The sequence below is a fragment of the Mesorhizobium sp. WSM4844 genome (assembly GCF_055811775.1).
On sequence record NZ_JBVVQB010000008.1, the window covers coordinates 113342 to 130250 of the forward strand.

The following is a 16909-nucleotide window of genomic DNA, read 5'->3' on the forward strand; positions in this document are numbered from 1 at the left end:
CAGATTGTCGAAGGCGGGCAGGAGAAGAACAATGGCCGAAGACAGCCCTTTCACGGTCGATGCGGACTGGTTGCAGAAGCGCCTCGGCGAGCCTGGCCTGACCATCGTCGACGCGTCCTGGTATTTGCCGGCGCAGAAACGCGACGCGCGCGCCGAATATGACGCAGCGCACATTCCGGGCGCCCGTTTCCTGGATCACGATGCGATCTCGGATCCTGATTCCCCACTGCCGCACACACTGCCGTCGCCGCAGCATTTCGCCCAATATGTCGGCGCCATGGGCATTTCGGCCGACGACACCATCGTTGTCTATGACGGCCCGGGCTTCTTCTCGGCGCCGCGCGCCTGGTGGATGTTCCGTGTCATGGGGGTGTTCCAGGTCTACATATTGGACGGCGGCTTCGATCGCTGGAAAGCGGCTGGACGGCCGGTGACGGCGGAGCCGACGAAGATCGCGCCTTGCGTGTTCCATGCCGACTTCGATGCCGCTCGCGTCGCCGGCCTGGCCGACATGCGCCGGATCGTCGAGACCGGAGAAAGCCAGATCGCCGACGCGCGTTCGCCTGGCCGGTTTGCCGGTACCGAGCCGGAGCCTCGCGCCGGCGTCCGCTCGGGCCATATGCCCGGCGCGCGCAATGCACCGTTTTCGGCGCTTGCCGAGGATGGCGAGTTGCTGTCGAAAGACCGGTTGCGCAAGGTGATCGAGGACGCCGGCATCGACCTGTCAAAGCCGGTCGTCACCTCTTGCGGCTCAGGCGTTACGGCGGCGGCGATCACGCTGGCGCTCGAGACGCTAGGCCACACCGACAACAGGCTCTACGACGGTTCATGGACCGAATGGGGTGGGCTTGGCGATACGCCCGTCGTGACGGGCAAGGACTGACTGCGATGGAAAACGGCGCGCTTGAAGACATCGAGGTCACGGTGACGTTTCTCGAAATGCATGCGCCGCCGGCCTATTCGCCGCCGCTGCCGTACAACCGCCAGATCGCATTGCTGAAAACCAAGGACATTCCGCTGCATTTCTACCGCTATTTGATGGATCGGGTGGGCCGCAAATGGCACTGGGTCAACGTGCTGAGGCTGAGCGACGAGGAGCTTTCTGCCGGGATCCACCGCGAGGACCGGGACATCAGGGTGCTGTATCTCGACGGCTCGCCGGCCGGCTTTTTCGACCTGAAGCCGCATCTGCCGGGAGAAGTGGAACTGGCCTATTTTGGCATGATGGAGCACGCCACCGGCCAAGGCATCGGCCGCTGGTTCCTGGGTGCGGCGATCGACGCCGCCTGGTCGCACGGACCAAGGCGGGTGACGGTGCAGACCTGCACGCTCGACCATCCAGCGGCATTGCCGCTCTATCAGAAGCTCGGCTTTGAACCGGTCGCGCAAAAGAAGGAGATGGTGCATCCAATGACCTTCGCCGAACGTGCGGCCAGCGTCATGCGGCCATGATTTTCTCCGCAGACTGAATTTCATCGATGCTTCAGCTCGGAGGCAAACTGTTGGAGCGTTCGCCACGCATCCAAGGGAACGCGTGGCGCTCGAAATGGCGATGGGAGGATCAATGATGATTCGGGTGGTGATGGCCGGTGCGACCGGCTGGGTCGGCAAGGCACTGGTTCCGGCGATCGGGGCGCAAGGCGACATGGCGCTGGCCGCGGCCGTGTCACGCAGCGGCGCTGGGCAGGATTCCGGCCTGCTGGTCGGCCTGCCGGCAAACGGCATCATCGTTGCCGCCTCGTTGGCCGAGGCAATGGAGGTGCCGTCGGACGTGCTGGTCGACTACACCAAGCCGCATGTCGTGAAGGACCACGCGCTGCTGGCCATCGAAAACGGACGGCACGTGGTGATCGGCACCTCGGGGCTGGGTGCGACCGATTTCGGCGAGATCGATGCTGCAGCCCGCGCCAATCGTGTCGGCGTCATTGCCGCCGGCAATTTTTCGATCACCGCCACGCTGATGAAGCGGTTTGCCCTGATGGCGGCGAAATACGTGCCGGATGTCGAGGTCATCGACTATGCCAGCGCCAGGAAACCCGACGCGCCGTCCGGCACGGCGCGCGAACTTGCCGAAGCGCTGGCCGATGTCCGCAAGGCTTCGACCGCGCGACCGGTCTCGGAGGTCTCCGGTGTGCCGGGAACGCGCGGTGCGGCGGTTGGCACGGGTGAGGGGGTGCAGGTGCATGCGCTTCGCCTGCCTTCCTACATCCTGTCCTGCGAAGCGCTGTTCGGCCTGCCCGACGAGCGGCTGACCATCCGCCACGACGCCGGCTCGTCCGCTGCCCCTTATGTGGCCGGGACGCTGCTCGCCATCCGGCGGGTACAGGAGATCACAGGGCTGGTGCGCGGTCTCGACGCGCTGATGGACTGATCCAGATTGGCAGGAATCGGGTGGGAAGCGCTGGCGCAGCGACGTAATTTCCGGTCGACGACATCGGAGATTTCACCATGACCATCCAGTTCAAGGCCTTACCCACGGAAGGCGTCAGAGCTTTGCAGCGCGGCGGGCCGGACGCCTATGGCCTGATCCCAGAGCGGAAAATATCCGACGGTGACGGCGTGCCTTGCCGCCACTGCCTGAAGAACGTCGCCGCTGGAGAAGCCTACCTTGTCCTGGCTTATCGGCCATTCCCGCAATTGCAGCCTTATGCCGAGACCGGTCCGATCTTCCTGCATGCCGAGCCTTGCGAGCGCGCTGCCGAGGCCGAGGCGCTTCCCGAAATTCTCGAAAGCAGCGACTACATCGTGCGCGGCTACGGCAGCGACGACCGCATCGTCTACGGCAGCGGCGGCGTCATCCCAACGGGCGCTATCGCGGCGCGGGCCGAGAGTTTGTTCGAGCGCGACGACATCGCCTATGTGCATGTCCGCTCGGCACGAAACAATTGCTACCAGTGCCGGATCGAGCGCGCGTGACCGGATCGGTCGCAGCTGTCGTGCGCCTGTCGCAATGTCGCGTTATGGAATGATTGTCGATCGATTTGCCGACCGCGGATGAACCGGCGGGAGATCTCGATATCAGAGGAAGCGGGGCTTTGGCTCCGCTTTTTTGCTGCCTGCATTATATTTCTTTACCCAAAGAAAAAGCCCGCCGGAATGACCGACGGGCTTTGACTGTTGTCTGGACGGCTCGAAAATTAGTTGAACTTGTACTTCGCACCGATGCGAACGGTATGGAACGAAGGCGTGGAGGTGAGAGTGTCGTCCGGCAGCCCAAGTTCTGAGGAAAAATCCTCCTCGGAGAACTGCGAGTAGCGGTATTCGAGACCGACGGTCACGTTGCTGGACATGGCCGTTTCCAGACCACCACCCACCGAGAAGCCGCTGGAGTCCCAGTCGAGGATGTCGCCGATGGGCGAGGACGCATTCAGATCGAAATGCTGCCAGCTGTAACCGCCGAGCACATAGGCAAGTGTCGATTCGTTGACTTTCATACCGACGCGGGCAAGCACATCGAAGCCGTAATCGGTGTCCAGATTGATCGATCCGCCTGGAACTTCCAACTCGGAAGTCATGCCGGAGTAGCGGGCATCCACCATGACACCTGCGACCCAGCTGCCGAAATCATGGTCATAGCCGACGTTCAATTCGCCGAACACACCTTCGCCGCCGAGCCCGTTGAACTCGAGCCCGCCAAGTGGCGGAACCTCGATCTGATGCACCGACGCACCCGCGCCGGCGGCGCCGCCGACGTAGAAGCCGGTCCAGTTGTAGGCAGGCGCTTCAAAAGAGGCGACGCCGCCATTCTGGGCGCCAAAGCGATAGTTGGCCCCGACCTGGAACGTATGCCGCGACGTGTCGATATTGAGGGCGCCATCCGGCAAACCGAACTCGGAAAGCAGATCATCATTGGTACCGAAGCGGGTATAGCGATATTCTGTCTTGATGGTCCAGTTGCTGTTGATGGCCGTTTCAACGCCGGCTCCGACGAAGTAACCGCTCTGGTCCCAATCCAGGTCAAAACCAGCGTTGGTGTCGAGTTCGTATTTCTGCCAGGAATAGCCGCCGAGCACATAGCCCAAAGTGTTCGGCGTGAACAGGTAACCGGCTCGCAAACCAGCGTCGAAGCCGTAGGTCTCTTGGACCGAAGCCTCTAGTCCAGCTACATCGAGCGTGGTTTCAATGTTGCCGATATGGGCGTCCAGGAGTCCGCCGATCAGGAAGCGCGGCGACACCATATAGTCGTATCCAACGGTCAATTCACCGTATACGCCTTCACCACCAATGCCGTTCAACGAGAAGCCGGGAAGGAAGTCGCTGCTGAGCTCGTGGACATTGGCGCCGGCGCCAACGCCAAAGCCGACATAGATGCCACTCCAGTTGAAGGCCGACGTCTCGACCACCGGCACAAGCGCGTCGGCGGCATGAGAAGCCGATCCAAGCGCCAGAACGGAAACTGCGCCAAGAAGAAGAGATTTTGCGAATCGTTTGCTGGTCATTGCCCCTGCCTTTTGAAAAACCCGTCAGCCGTCTAGCACCTGCCCACGCCGGCGGATGTAACAAAAAAGCCACAGGAATAACACATTGCAAGCAAAACGGGTAAAGCCGGCCAGTTGATCGCAAACCGTGAAATTTTCTTGTGGAAAAAAGAGCCGCCGGGGGCGTCGGCGGCTCTTTCGGGAGAGAATCAGCGGCGGGTTCAGGCGGCGAGAACGGCCTTCGGCTCGACCAACTCATAGCCGAGTGATTCGGCCACCGCGCGGTTGGTGATCTTGCCCTTGTGGACATTGAGGCCGTTGCGCAAATGATGATCGTCGACCAGCGCCTTCAGGCCTTTGTCGGCAAGCTGCAGGCCGTAATGCAGCGTCGCGTTGTTCAACGCCTGGGCCGAGGTGACCGGCACCGCGCCCGGCATGTTGGCGACGCAGTAGTGAACGACGCCGTCGACCTCATAGGTCGGGTCGGCATGAGTTGTGGCGTGCGAGGTGTCGAAGCAGCCGCCCTGGTCGATGGCAACATCGACCAGCACCGAGCCCTTCTTCATTCCCGACAGCATTTCGCGCGAAACGAGTTTTGGCGCGGCGGCACCCGGGATCAGCACGGCGCCGACGACGATGTCGGCCGAAAAACATTCCTCTTCCAGCGCCTCGACCGTCGAGTAGCGGGTGTGGACGCGGCCGCCGAAGATATCATCGAGCTGGCGCAGGCGCGGGATCGAGCGGTCGATGATGGTGACGTCGGCGCCAAGGCCGGCCGCCATCCGTGCGGCATGCAGGCCGACGACGCCGCCGCCGAGCACAGTGACCTTGCCAGGCAGCACGCCGGGCACGCCGCCGAGCAGAACGCCGCGGCCGCCATTGGCCTTCTGCAGCGCGGTGGCGCCCGCCTGGATCGACAGGCGGCCCGCGACTTCCGACATCGGCGCCAGCAGCGGCAGGCCACCGCGGTCGTCGGTGACCGTCTCGTAGGCGATGGCCGTCACGCCCGAGGCCAGCAGGCCCTTGGTCTGCTCCGGATCCGGAGCGAGATGGAGATAGGTGTAGAGGATCTGGCCGTCACGGAGCTGGACCCATTCGCTGGGCTGCGGCTCCTTGACCTTGACGATCATGTCGGACTTGGCAAACACGTCGGCGGCCGTTTTGGCGATGGTGGCGCCGGCGGCGCGATAGGCGTTGTCGTCGGCGCCGATGCCGGCGCCGGCGCCGGTCTCGACCAGCACTTCGTGGCCATGCGCGACATATTCGCGGACCGATCCCGGCGTCAGGCCGACGCGGTATTCGTGGTTCTTGATTTCCCGGGGGCAGCCGACGCGCATCTTCTTCTCCTCCTGATCCAGCCTTTTGGGGCATGTTCGCTGTTGAGAGACAGTGAACCACGAATCGTCGCGTAGGTGTTTGCGAATACGCTTGCGCAAGGCGGTGCGGTTCGATAATCGTTGCGTAAAACAGCTGGATTGTCGCAGGAATCCCGAAAAATGCCGCTCGACAGGATTGATATCGCCATCCTCGAAACGTTGCAACGGGATGGGCGGATACCCAACGCGGCGCTTGCCGAGAAGGTCGGCCTGTCACAGTCGGCCTGCTCGCGGCGGCTGGACAATCTGGAGAAATCCGGAACCATCCGCGGCTACCACGCCCGGCTGTCCAATGCCGCTCTTGGCCACCAGATGACGGCGATTGTGCATATATCGCTGTCGGGGCAATTCGAAAAGACACTGTCGGATTTCGAGGCGGCGATAAAGCGCTGCCCGAACGTGTTGTCCTGCCACCTGATGTCGGGTGAATACGATTATATCCTGCGCATCGCGGCAAAGGACCTCGTCGACTATGAGCGCATCCACAAGGAATGGCTGTCGGCAATGCCGCATGTGACGAAGATCAACTCGTCGTTCGCCTTGCGCGAGATCGTCGACCGGACGGCGGTCGGGATGAAGCCGGAACTTGCCTAGGCTTTGAAAGCCTCCGTTACCACCCGGTCCATCGGGATGTCATGCGGCTGCGGGTAGATGGTGGCGATGCGCTGCAGTTCGTAGCCGACACCGATGACCAGCGGCTTGAACGGCATCGCCGCCAGCGTGCGGTCGAAGAAGCCGCCGCCATAGCCCAGCCGATACTGTCTCGGATCGATGCCGACGACAGGCGAGATGACGATGTCGGGCAGCACCGGATCGCCTCCAGCCGGGATCGGGATGTTCCAGACACCCTTCTCAAGCCGGTCGCCCGGTGCGTAGGCGCGAAAGATGAGCGGGCGGGCTTTTTCGACGACAACAGGCAGCGCGGTACGGCCGCCGCGCTCATTGACGGAAGCCATCCAGGCCCGCAAATCCGGCTCGCCGCGGAACGGCCAGTAGAGGCTGACCATGCGGCCGGCAATGTCGCCGATCACCGCGTCGAGGTTTTTGCCGATGCGCCGCGACATTGCCGTCCGCGCGTCAGCCGGGACAGCGAGGCGCGCCGCAATCAGCCGCTCGCGCTCGGCCTTGCGCCATCGTTTCACGTCGTTCCAGTCGGATAGGAGCGGCCGGAATTCCGGGTCGAGCTCGTGCATGAAGCAAGGCGGCGAGGAATATTGCTCCGGACCGTCGTCATGATCGCTATCCAAGTTCCTCTCCTTTCGTCTGCCTCGATGAAATTATACTCGGCTGCAGGATGGGGGCATGTACAACAGCGACATCTCAGGGCGGGCAGTCGGCAAAGTCGGATGTTGTTGCGGTGCACAAAAGTCGCTACATCAGCCTTGGCGAAATTGCTGTCCAGTCTGCGCTCCCGCCCCACCTGCTCTCCTGGCCCAACCTGCTCCCGGAGTGAATGAGATGAACGAAACCAGACATCATGTCGTCGTCGTCGGGGCGGGCTTTGGGGGTCTCGAATTCACCCGCGCGCTTGACGGTGCGCCGGTGCGCATCACCATGATCGACAAGCGCAACCATCATCTTTTCCAGCCGCTGCTCTATCAGGTGGCGACCACGGCGCTGGCGACCTCGGAAGTCGCCTGGCCGATCCGCCATCTCCTGCGCAAGCGCAAGGATGTGACGACACTGCTGGCCACCGTCAGCGGCGTCGACCGCGCCGGCGGAAACGTGCTGCTCGATGATGGCGGCGCGGTTGGATACGACACGCTGCTGCTGGCCACCGGCGCCCGCCACGCCTATTTCGGCCATGACGAGTGGGAGCCTTTCGCACCGGGGCTGAAGACGTTGGAGGACGCCACCACCATTCGACGGCGCATCCTGCTCGCCTTCGAGCAGGCCGAGCGGGAGACCGATCCCGCCAGGCGCCAGGCGCTGCTGACATTGGCGATCGTCGGTGGCGGACCGACCGGCGTGGAACTGGCCGGCACCATTGTCGAACTGGCGCACGAGATGCTGCGCGGCGAGTTCCGCAACATCGATACGCGGCAGACGCGCGTGGTGCTGATCGAGGCCGGTGACCGTATCCTTCCCAATTTCGCGCCGGAACTCTCCGACTATGCCAGCAAGGCGCTCGAGCGGCTTGGCGTGACGGTCGAACTCGGTCGGCCGGTGACACGTTGCGACGCGGAGGGTGTCGTCTTCGGTGAAACGCATCTGCCGGCCAGGACTATCCTGTGGGCAGCAGGCGTCGCCGCTTCGCCGGCCGCCGAATGGCTGGGGGCGGCAGCGGACCGCGCCGGCAGGGTGCTGGTCGAGCCCGATCTGACCGTGCCGGGCAGCCCGGAGATTTTCGTCGTCGGTGACGCTGCGCACGTCCTGCGGCCGGATGGCCGCATGGTGCCCGGCGTAGCACCCGCCGCCAAGCAGCAGGGCCGGCATGTCGCCGCGACGATCAAGGCCCGGCTTGCCGGCGACATGAACCCGCGGCCTTTCCGCTACAGGCATGACGGCGATCTGGCGACGATCGGCAAGCGCGCCGCCGCGATCGACTTCGGCTGGATCAAGCTCACCGGCCGGCTGGCCTGGTGGCTATGGGGCCTGGCGCACATCTATTTCCTGATCGGCTTCCGTAACCGGCTTGCGGTTTCGCTGAGCTGGCTATGGATCTACCTGACAGGGCAGCGCAGCGCGCGGCTGATCACCCAAGGCGACGACGACAGGAACTGACGTCTCCGCCCGCGCACATGCATCCGCACGTCATCTGTTCCCTTATGGACTCGACCGGATTCAGGCGCGAAGCTGTGCTTCGGTCAGGACTTGGCACGCTGTTGAAGGCTGGCACGCCGTTGAACAGCAGCCGGCTCGAACCGCATCATCGACTTGATGTTCGACGGAGAACCAATTGATCCCATGCGGAAATTAGTCGTCGCCGGCCTAAGCCCTGTAAACCACCTGGCGGACATCGATGTAGCTGGCGCGGAAGCCGGCTTCGCAATAATGCAGGTAAAACTCCCAGAGCTTCTTGAAGCGGTCGTCGAAACCGAGCGGGACGATCTTTTCCCATGACCCACAAAAACGGTGGCGCCATTCGGCGAGCGTGCGGGCATAGTCGTCCGGGAAAATGCGCTCGCGCAGATGAGCAAGGCCATGGTCTTTGCCGAGCGTTTTCAGGATCGACGGCGTCGGCAGCATGCCGCCCGGGAAGACGTAACGCTGGATGAAATCCGGCCGGGCGCGATAGGTATCGTAGGCTTTCTCGTTGATGGTGATGATCTGCAGGCCGGCGGTGCCGCCAGGCCGCAGGCAATCCTTCATCTTGCCGAAAAACACGGGCCAGTACTTTTCGCCGACCGCCTCGAACATCTCGATCGAGGCGATGCGGTCGTAGGAACCGGTTTCGTCGCGGTAGTCCTGCAGCTTGATGTCGATCTTGTCGGCAAATCCAGCCTTCTGGACGCGTGCTCTGGCGAAATCATGCTGCTCGCGGCTGATTGTCAGCCCGGTGACGCGGCAGCCGATCTCGCGCGCCGCGAATTCGGCAAAGCCGCCCCAGCCGCAACCGATTTCAAGCACGTGGTCGTTCGCGCCGATGCCCGTGTCCTTGGCCAGCGCGCGATATTTGGCGGCTTGCGCGCTTTCCAGATCGTTGGCGCCAGCCGCATAGAGCGCCGACGAATAGGTCATGCTCGGATCCAGCCATTCCTTGTAAAAGGCGTTGCCGAGATCGTAATGCGCCGAAATGTTGCGCTTCGAGCCGGTGCGGGTGTTTTGGTTGAACCAGTGGCGGACACGCTGGACGGCGTTGATCAACCAGCTGGCGCCGCCGGCGATGCGCTCTCCGATTTCTGAATTGACGACGAACAGTTCCAGGAAACTGGTCACATCGGGACTGTCCCAATCGCCGTCGATGTAGGATTCGGCGATGCCGATGGTGCCGCCGCTGAAGGCGCGGCCGGGCAGGCGCCAGTTCTTGAGCACCAGTTCGGCGTCCGGACCCGGGCCCTTGCCGCCGACGAGGACGGCGCGGCCGTCCGGCATCCTCACCTTGAGCGAGCCACGCGGCAGGTTCATCGCCGCCGACAGCACCATGCGCGCCTTGGCCGGCAGGCCTTTGACGGTCTCGGCGAAATTGAATTCGTCCAATCTGACCGCGTCGCCCGACGCAACGCTGGTGTCTTCCTTGTGAGCCATGTCACGCCCCCGGGACTTCTGCGGCGCCGGCGCAAAATCGCCGGTTTCCAACTCTCTCGCAGTTCATCGGCAGGGCGCGAACGCCGCTTCCCGATGAATCCCCGCAGCAATCTTTCACGTCATCAAGGGGAACTTCAAGAGCCAAGGCAAGCGAGCACGGATCATGGAAAGATTTTGGGGGAGGGCGCTGATCAACGCCGGAATCACTATGGTTGCAGCCACCCGGATGCAGTAGTTTTAGCCATGCGTTATGTCATCGTCATCTGCGCCGTCACGTTCTTCCTGATCTGGGACGGGCTCTACAATCAGGGCAGCTATCTCGACACCACGGTCAGGGAGATTAACCGCATCGTGCGCTACATCACCAGCATGATGTAGGTTTCCTCGCCTTCGCCCCAACGCGTTGTTGCCGCGACATCGTTGCCGGTTGACGCAATCGTGTTGCCCACACAAAACATGGCTGCACATCGATCGAGGAGGCTGGGGTTGATCCGGCATATCGTTTTCTTCAGCGCACGGCACAAAGAGGACGTCGAGGCCGTACGCACGGGCTTGCTGGCGCTGGGCAACATCCCCCATTCCCGTCTGTTCGAGGTGACGCTCAACAGCAAGGTCGACCCGCTTTCGGACGAGATCGACGTGGTCGTTTATGCCGAGTTCGACGATGACGCCGCTCTGGCCGCGTATAAGGCGCATCCGCTCTATGCCGAGACGACCAGTCAGGTCAAACCGCTGCGCGAATTGCGCTATTCGGCGGACATTGTGGCTGCGACTTGAAGGGAAACTGACCGAAGCAGGAGCGCACCCATCTGCGGCCGTTGGTTCGGTCGGATCAGCGCCCTGCCGTTTTCGCGCGTCGCCAAGGCAGCGTGGCCAAGAACAGCCATCGCGACGACCGCTGCCGCTATATGAAATCCCTGCGCGTCAGGCGAGGGCTCTTGAACCAACTTCCGGAATGATGCACACCGCGCCGGCATGATCGAGACTATGCCAGCACGCCCTCATTCGCCCGGCGCTTATCCGCCCGGCCCCTGTCCGCTTGACCATCTTGTGCTGCCGACCGCGAGCCTCGACGTGGCACGGGCGCGGCTGGTTTCGCTTGGCTTTGTCGTGGCGCCGACCGGCATCCATCCTTTCGGCACGGAAAACTGCTGCGTCTTCCTTGAGGACGGCACCTATCTCGAGCCGCTGGCAGTGGTCAATGCCCAAGCGGCGGCGAAAGCGATCGCCGACGGCAACGCCTTCGTCGCGCGCGATCGCGCCTATCGCGACAGCTGCGGCAATGAGGGATTTTCCGCCCTTGTCCTGGGCACCCAAAGTGCGGATGCCGCCCACGCACGCTATGTCGAAGCCGGCCTGTCGGCTGGAGACATGCTGAGCTTTTCGCGCGCATTCACCGACGCGGCGGGAAACAGCGACACGGCATCGTTCAAACTGGCCTTCGCCTCCGGCACCGGGGCGACGGACGCATTCCTGTTTGCCTGCGAGCGGATCAATGCGCCGAAAGTGGACCGCAGCGCGTTGCAGGTCCACGCCAATGGCGCAACCGGCATTGTCGAGGTCGTGGCGGTCAGCACCGAGCCAGCCGAACAGCACCGATTGATTTCGATCGCGACGCGCAGTCCGGCGACCGGGCAGGGGAGCAGCACCGCGCTTGACCTGCCGAACGCGACCTTGACCCTGCTTGACCCCGTCGCTTTCGAATCGCGCTTCGGCATACCTGCCGGCGCGCCATCGGAACTCCGCTTCGCGGCGATCGTCTTTTCAGTTGGTTCCGCCGACACGGTCGCCAAGCTGCTTTCAGCAAGTTCCGTCGAACATGACATACGCGGCGATGATATTGTCGTGCGGCCGGCATCCGGGCAGGGTGCGGCCTTCGTTTTCCAGGAGAAAGCATGAGCAAGCCCAATTCGTCCGTAACCGTCGGCAATGTCGTCTTCGGCAACACCGCGCCGCTGTCGCTGATTGCCGGCCCGTGCCAGCTTGAATCGCGCCAGCACGCCTTCGACATGGCTGGCGCGCTGAAGGAACTGACCGAGAAGCTCGGGCTGGGCCTCGTCTACAAGACCAGTTACGACAAGGCCAACCGCACCTCGCTTGGCGGCACGCGCGGCGCCGGGCTCGATGCGGCGCTGCCCGTCTTCGACGATTTGCGCAAGGCGTTTTCGCTGCCGATCCTGACCGATATCCACACCGAGGAACAGTGCGCGCTCGTCGCGCCGCATGTCGATATCCTGCAGATTCCGGCTTTCCTCAGCCGCCAGACCGATCTGCTGATCGCGGCGGCAAGAACCGGCAAGGTCGTCAATGTCAAGAAGGGCCAGTTCCTCGCGCCGTGGGACATGAAGAACGTCGTCGCCAAGGTCACCGGTTCCGGCAACGCCAATGTGCTGGTCACCGAGCGCGGCGCGTCCTTCGGCTACAACACGCTGGTGTCCGATATGCGCGCCCTGCCGATCATGGCCGAGATCGGCGCGCCGGTGATTTTCGACGCCACGCATTCGGTGCAGCAGCCGGGCGGGCAGGGCGGCTCGTCAGGCGGCGATCGGCGCTTCGTCGAGACGCTGGCGCGCGCCGCGGTTGCGGTCGGTGTCGCCGGCGTCTTCATCGAGACGCATCAGGATCCCGACAACGCCCCCTCCGACGGTCCCAACATGGTGCCGCTGAAGGACCTTCGGGCGCTGCTTGAAAGGCTGATGGCATTCGATCGCGTCGCCAAGGGCTGAGCAAGTTCAGCGGCCCAGCCCTAAGTCCGACCCGAAACTTGTGATCAACAGGCGCCGGTTGTACGCTGCCCAGGCAACCGAGTGCCTTGGAGGAGGAAGCCATGTCCGTCGCCCGCGTCACCGAAATCACATCATCGTCGAATAAGAGCTTTCAGGACGCCATCGAACAGGGGATTGCCCGCGCCGCAAAGACATTGAAGAACGTCGAAGGCGCCTGGATCCAGGACCAGAAGGTCGTCGTCGAGAACGGCACGATCTCCGCCTACCGCGTCAACATGAAGGTCACCTTCATCCTCGCTGAGTGATCAGCCCTGCACGTATGACCGCGTCCATAAAAGTCTGGAACCTTCGCAGCCCTCTCCTCATTGTCGAAGCTGAAGTGAACGACAAGAGGAGCACATCATGACAACCCAGACAGGACACACTGAAGCCATCGCTGCCTCGCGGGTGATCGGCACTTCCGTCTACAACACGGAAGGCACGCACATCGGCGACATCGAGGATGTCATGCTCGACAAATTGTCGAATGGAATCATGTTTGCCGTGATCGGCTTTGGCGGATTTCTCGGCATCGGCGAGAAATACCACGCCATTCCGTGGGCGAGCCTCGACTATGACGAGAACAAGGGCGGCTATGTCGTGCCGTTCACCAAGGAGCAACTGAAGGCAGCTCCCGCCTATTCGATCAACGAATTGACGGGCGCCGACGGCGAGGCCGCGCGTGATGCTTCATACAGTTACTACAAGGTCGAGCCTTATTGGCATTGATCTTGCTCTGCCGGAATCAAAAGGCCCCCGGTTGAACCGGGGGCCTTTTTTGCAGGATATCTACTCCGCTGCAATGGTCGACAACTCTACCGCGCCCTGTTGAGGCTGCTGAGTGTCACACGACGTCAAAAACGCCGCCGCGATCAGGAACAAACTCACAATACCGCTCAACTGAGACATGGCGAAACTCCTCCTGTTTCGCCCCGCGCAGCTGTGAGCATAAACCAGAAAGCCGCATGCCGCCAAGGCCTATGACTGACATGACTTATGATGACAGCAATTTGTGCTTCGTGATTCGATGTGGCGGAAGTGGCGGCACTATTTGCGGACGCCCCGATTGCGTTTTGCGGCACTTTGGCTAAGACGTGCGCGACGCTTCGTCAGATCAATCGGGGACATCGCAATGACTGCCATCATCGACATTGTCGGGCGCGAAATCCTGGACAGCCGCGGAAACCCGACCGTCGAGGTCGACGTCGTGCTCGAAGACGGCTCGATGGGCCGCGCTGCGGTGCCTTCCGGCGCCTCGACCGGCGCGCATGAGGCGGTCGAGCTGCGCGACGGCGGCGCCCGCTACCTCGGCAAGGGCGTCCTGCGGGCGGTAGAGGCCGTCAATGGCGAGCTGTTCGAAGCGATCGGCGGGATGGAAGCCGAGAACCAGATCCACATCGACCAGACCATGATCGAGCTCGACGGCACACCCAACAAGAGCCGCCTCGGCGCCAATGCGATCCTTGGCGTGTCGCTGGCGGTGGCCAAGGCTGCGGCGGAAGCGGCTGGCCTGCCGCTCTACCGCTATGTGGGTGGCACCAAGGCGCATGTGCTTCCGGTGCCGATGATGAACATCATCAACGGTGGCGCCCATGCCGACAACCCGATCGATTTCCAGGAATTCATGATCCTGCCGATCGGTGCGCCGACACTGCGTGATGGCGTGCGCTGGGGTTCGGAAATTTTCCATACGCTGAAGAAGCGGCTGAAGGACGCCGGCCACAACACCAATGTCGGCGACGAGGGTGGCTTCGCTCCTAACTTGAAAAGCGCGCCCGCAGCGCTCGATTTCATCATGGAATCGATCGAGAAGGCCGGCTTCAAGCCGGGCGAAGAGGTTGCGCTCGGCCTCGACTGCGCCGCGACCGAATTCTTCAAGGACGGCAACTACGTCTATGGAGGCGAGAAAAAGACCCGCGATCCGAAGACCCAGGCCAAGTATCTGGCCAAGCTCGCCGCGGACTATCCGATCATCACCATCGAGGATGGGCTGGCCGAAGACGACTGGGACGGCTGGAAAACGCTGACCGACCTCATCGGCAACAAGACCCAGCTGGTCGGCGACGATCTGTTCGTCACCAATACGGCCCGGCTGCGCGACGGTATCCGCATGGGCGTCGCCAATTCTATCCTGGTCAAGGTCAACCAGATCGGCTCACTGACCGAAACGCTCGATGCCGTCGAGACCGCGCACAAGGCCGGCTACACCGCGGTCATGTCGCACCGCTCGGGCGAAACCGAAGATTCGACCATCGCCGATCTCGCCGTCGCCACCAATTGCGGGCAGATCAAGACGGGTTCGCTGTCGCGGTCGGATCGCATGGCCAAGTACAATCAGCTCATCCGCATCGAGGAAGAGCTCGGCAAGCAGGCGCTCTACGCCGGCAAGTCGATCGTGAAGGGCTGAGCCGCAGAAAATCCTAAAACCCAGAAAATCCGAAAACGAAAGGGCGGGGCATTCTCGCCTTTTTTGTTTCAACACCGCCAGATCCGGTCGTCCGTAACCGTCCATTAAGCACAATCGGGCGAGAAAGGGCTAGGTCGCAGAGTGGTTAGAGCGCCCTTTGCGCGTCCAGGCGCGCGCGGTGCTCTAAGGGATTTGGGTCATGTGGACACGTCAGCACAAGCAGAGAAATACCGGTCGGCTGATCATCCCCTCGCTCTGCGTGGCGTTCCTCGCCTATTTCGGCTTTCATGCCTACCACGGCGAATTCGGCATCTATTCCAAATACCGGTTGCAAGCCGAAGCCGTCGACCTGCAAGGTAAGCTCGATGCCGTCAAGGCGCGCCGGCTCGATCTGCAGCGGCGTGTTCAGCTCATGCATCAGGGCACACTGGAGAAGGACATGCTCGACGAGCAGGCGCGCAAGGCGCTCAATGTGTCCCACGCCGACGAAATCACCATCATGCTACCGGCCACGGCAAGATAACCAAATTCAAGTTAATCGCCGATATTTTCAACGATTTTAATTGCTTAGACGCATGTCAGCCATGCATTTTTCGGCATGGCGAAACGCTTTCTCGCGTGTTAGCCTTTGCCAAATCGGTGGGGAGAACTGATCTCCCTCAGTGTCCGCAAGAGACGCCAACAGGGAGTGATGCATGGCCACCGCCGCCAGAAAAGCGCCTGCCAAAACCAAACCCAAATCCGACGGCAAATCGGCAGGGCTTTCAGCCCCCAAACCTCTCGACTTCACCAAGGATGAGGAGCTTGACGCCTACCGGCGCATGCTGCTCATTCGCCGCTTCGAGGAAAAGGCCGGCCAGCTCTACGGCATGGGCTTCATCGGCGGCTTCTGCCACCTCTATATCGGCCAGGAAGCAGTTGTCACCGGCATGAAGATGGCGCTGATCGACGGCGACCAGATGATCACCGCCTACCGCGACCATGGTCACATGCTGGCGATGGAACTGTCGCCGCGCGGCGTCATGGCCGAATTGACCGGGCGCCGCGGCGGCCTGTCCAGGGGCAAGGGCGGCTCCATGCACATGTTCTCCAAGGAGAAGCATTTTTACGGCGGCCACGGCATTGTCGGCGCGCAGGTCTCGCTCGGCACCGGCCTCGCCTTCGCCAATCGCTATCGCGGCAACAACAATGTGACACTGACCTATTTCGGCGATGGCGCCGCCAATCAGGGCCAGGTCTATGAGAGCTTCAACATGGCCTCGCTATGGAAGCTGCCGGTGATCTTCATAATCGAGAACAACCGCTATGCCATGGGCACCTCGGTAACGCGTTCGTCGGCCGAGACGGATTTTTCGCACCGCGGCGCCTCCTTCAAGATCCCCGGCATCCAGGTCGATGGCATGGACGTCCGTGCAGTCAAGGCAGCCGGCGATCTCGCCACCGAATGGTGCCGTGACGGCAAGGGGCCGCTGATTCTCGAAATGCAGACCTATCGCTACCGCGGCCACTCGATGTCCGATCCGGCAAAATACCGCTCCAAGGAAGAAGTGCAGAAGATGCGCTCCGAGCGCGACCCGATCGAGCAGGTCAAGGCGCGCCTGCTCGACAAGAAGTGGGCTGATGAGGACGAGCTCAAAGCCGTTGACAAGGAGGTCCGCGACATTGTCGCCGACGCCGCCGAATTTGCCCAGAACGACGCAGAGCCGGATCCGTCCGAGCTCTGGACCGATATCGTACTGTAACGAGAGGGCAAGG

Annotated in this window: 19 protein-coding genes; 15 read left to right on the forward strand and 4 right to left on the reverse strand. The window is 62.2% G+C overall.

The genetic code is table 11. From position 1 onward, the window contains the following. Window positions 1–31 precede the first annotated feature (31 nt). The 4 genes from sseA to AC0L2A_RS09790 all read left to right on the forward strand — a co-directional run bounded on the left by sseA (window position 32) and on the right by AC0L2A_RS09790 (window position 2916). Window positions 32–883, forward strand: a complete 852-nt coding sequence (sseA, locus tag AC0L2A_RS09775; protein WP_473608528.1) for a 3-mercaptopyruvate sulfurtransferase — start codon at window positions 32–34, stop codon at window positions 881–883. A 5-nt stretch (window positions 884–888) separates the two neighbouring features. After that, window positions 889–1452: a GNAT family N-acetyltransferase gene (locus AC0L2A_RS09780; RefSeq protein WP_027154015.1), complete on the forward strand. Its 564-nt coding sequence runs from the start codon at window positions 889–891 to the stop codon at window positions 1450–1452. 112 nt (window positions 1453–1564) lie between these two features. Continuing rightward, window positions 1565–2371, forward strand: a complete 807-nt coding sequence (gene dapB, locus AC0L2A_RS09785; RefSeq protein ID WP_473608529.1) for a 4-hydroxy-tetrahydrodipicolinate reductase — start codon at window positions 1565–1567, stop codon at window positions 2369–2371. Window positions 2372–2448: 77 nt separating this feature from the next. Further along, window positions 2449–2916 (forward strand): DUF1203 domain-containing protein, encoded by a 468-nt coding sequence (locus AC0L2A_RS09790; RefSeq protein WP_473515228.1) that lies wholly within the window; start codon window positions 2449–2451, stop codon window positions 2914–2916. A gap of 221 nt (window positions 2917–3137) precedes the next feature. Here the strand turns inward: AC0L2A_RS09790 and AC0L2A_RS09795 are convergent, their stop codons facing one another. Both AC0L2A_RS09795 and ald read right to left on the reverse strand, forming a co-directional pair. Beyond that, the gene (locus AC0L2A_RS09795; RefSeq protein ID WP_473507633.1) at window positions 3138–4439 is read right to left on the reverse strand and encodes an outer membrane protein; all 1302 of its coding nucleotides are present in this window, start codon (window positions 4437–4439) and stop codon (window positions 3138–3140) included. 200 nt (window positions 4440–4639) lie between these two features. After that, window positions 4640–5755, reverse strand: coding sequence for an alanine dehydrogenase (gene ald / locus AC0L2A_RS09800; protein WP_473608530.1), 1116 nt, complete (start codon window positions 5753–5755; stop codon window positions 4640–4642). Between the two features lie 159 nt (window positions 5756–5914). Between ald and AC0L2A_RS09805 the strand changes: the two genes are divergently transcribed. Further along, window positions 5915–6388 (forward strand): Lrp/AsnC family transcriptional regulator, encoded by a 474-nt coding sequence (locus AC0L2A_RS09805; protein WP_023799250.1) that lies wholly within the window; start codon window positions 5915–5917, stop codon window positions 6386–6388. On the opposite strand, the gene AC0L2A_RS09810 is transcribed toward AC0L2A_RS09805, so the two are convergent. Further along, window positions 6385–6987: a 5-formyltetrahydrofolate cyclo-ligase gene (locus AC0L2A_RS09810; protein ID WP_473608576.1), complete on the reverse strand. Its 603-nt coding sequence runs from the start codon at window positions 6985–6987 to the stop codon at window positions 6385–6387. The genes AC0L2A_RS09805 and AC0L2A_RS09810 overlap by 4 nt on opposite strands. 265 nt (window positions 6988–7252) lie before the next feature. Between AC0L2A_RS09810 and AC0L2A_RS09815 the strand changes: the two genes are divergently transcribed. Further along, entirely contained in the window at window positions 7253–8518 is a 1266-nt protein-coding gene (locus AC0L2A_RS09815) for an NAD(P)/FAD-dependent oxidoreductase (protein WP_473608532.1), read from the forward strand. A 207-nt stretch (window positions 8519–8725) separates the two neighbouring features. On the opposite strand, the gene AC0L2A_RS09820 is transcribed toward AC0L2A_RS09815, so the two are convergent. Then, window positions 8726–9982: a class I SAM-dependent methyltransferase gene (locus tag AC0L2A_RS09820; RefSeq protein WP_473608533.1), complete on the reverse strand. Its 1257-nt coding sequence runs from the start codon at window positions 9980–9982 to the stop codon at window positions 8726–8728. Window positions 9983–10225: 243 nt separating this feature from the next. Between AC0L2A_RS09820 and AC0L2A_RS09825 the strand changes: the two genes are divergently transcribed. The 9 genes from AC0L2A_RS09825 (at window position 10226) to pdhA (ending at window position 16896) form a co-directional block, all read left to right on the forward strand. Continuing rightward, the gene (locus tag AC0L2A_RS09825) at window positions 10226–10360 is read left to right on the forward strand and encodes a hypothetical protein (RefSeq protein ID WP_023799246.1); all 135 of its coding nucleotides are present in this window, start codon (window positions 10226–10228) and stop codon (window positions 10358–10360) included. Between the two features lie 108 nt (window positions 10361–10468). Beyond that, on the forward strand, window positions 10469–10759 hold the full coding sequence (locus tag AC0L2A_RS09830) for a Dabb family protein (protein WP_473608535.1): 291 nt from the start codon (window positions 10469–10471) through the stop codon (window positions 10757–10759). Window positions 10760–10969: 210 nt separating this feature from the next. Next, on the forward strand, window positions 10970–11881 hold the full coding sequence (locus AC0L2A_RS09835; protein ID WP_473608536.1) for a VOC family protein: 912 nt from the start codon (window positions 10970–10972) through the stop codon (window positions 11879–11881). Next, the gene (gene kdsA, locus AC0L2A_RS09840; RefSeq protein ID WP_254026192.1) at window positions 11878–12708 is read left to right on the forward strand and encodes a 3-deoxy-8-phosphooctulonate synthase; all 831 of its coding nucleotides are present in this window, start codon (window positions 11878–11880) and stop codon (window positions 12706–12708) included. Before AC0L2A_RS09835 ends, kdsA begins: the two co-directional genes overlap by 4 nt. 101 nt (window positions 12709–12809) lie before the next feature. Further along, window positions 12810–13013, forward strand: a complete 204-nt coding sequence (locus AC0L2A_RS09845; protein WP_023799242.1) for a dodecin family protein — start codon at window positions 12810–12812, stop codon at window positions 13011–13013. Between the two features lie 97 nt (window positions 13014–13110). Next, the gene (locus tag AC0L2A_RS09850; protein WP_095494874.1) at window positions 13111–13476 is read left to right on the forward strand and encodes a PRC-barrel domain-containing protein; all 366 of its coding nucleotides are present in this window, start codon (window positions 13111–13113) and stop codon (window positions 13474–13476) included. Between the two features lie 403 nt (window positions 13477–13879). Beyond that, a complete protein-coding gene (gene eno, locus AC0L2A_RS09855) occupies window positions 13880–15154 on the forward strand; it encodes a phosphopyruvate hydratase (protein ID WP_473608537.1) in 1275 nt (424 codons plus the stop codon). 199 nt (window positions 15155–15353) lie between these two features. Next, on the forward strand, window positions 15354–15677 hold the full coding sequence (locus tag AC0L2A_RS09860; RefSeq protein ID WP_023799238.1) for an FtsB family cell division protein: 324 nt from the start codon (window positions 15354–15356) through the stop codon (window positions 15675–15677). Window positions 15678–15849: 172 nt separating this feature from the next. Beyond that, complete coding sequence (gene pdhA, locus AC0L2A_RS09865) at window positions 15850–16896, forward strand: pyruvate dehydrogenase (acetyl-transferring) E1 component subunit alpha (protein WP_027153999.1); 1047 nt, start codon at window positions 15850–15852, stop codon at window positions 16894–16896. Window positions 16897–16909 lie beyond the last annotated feature (13 nt).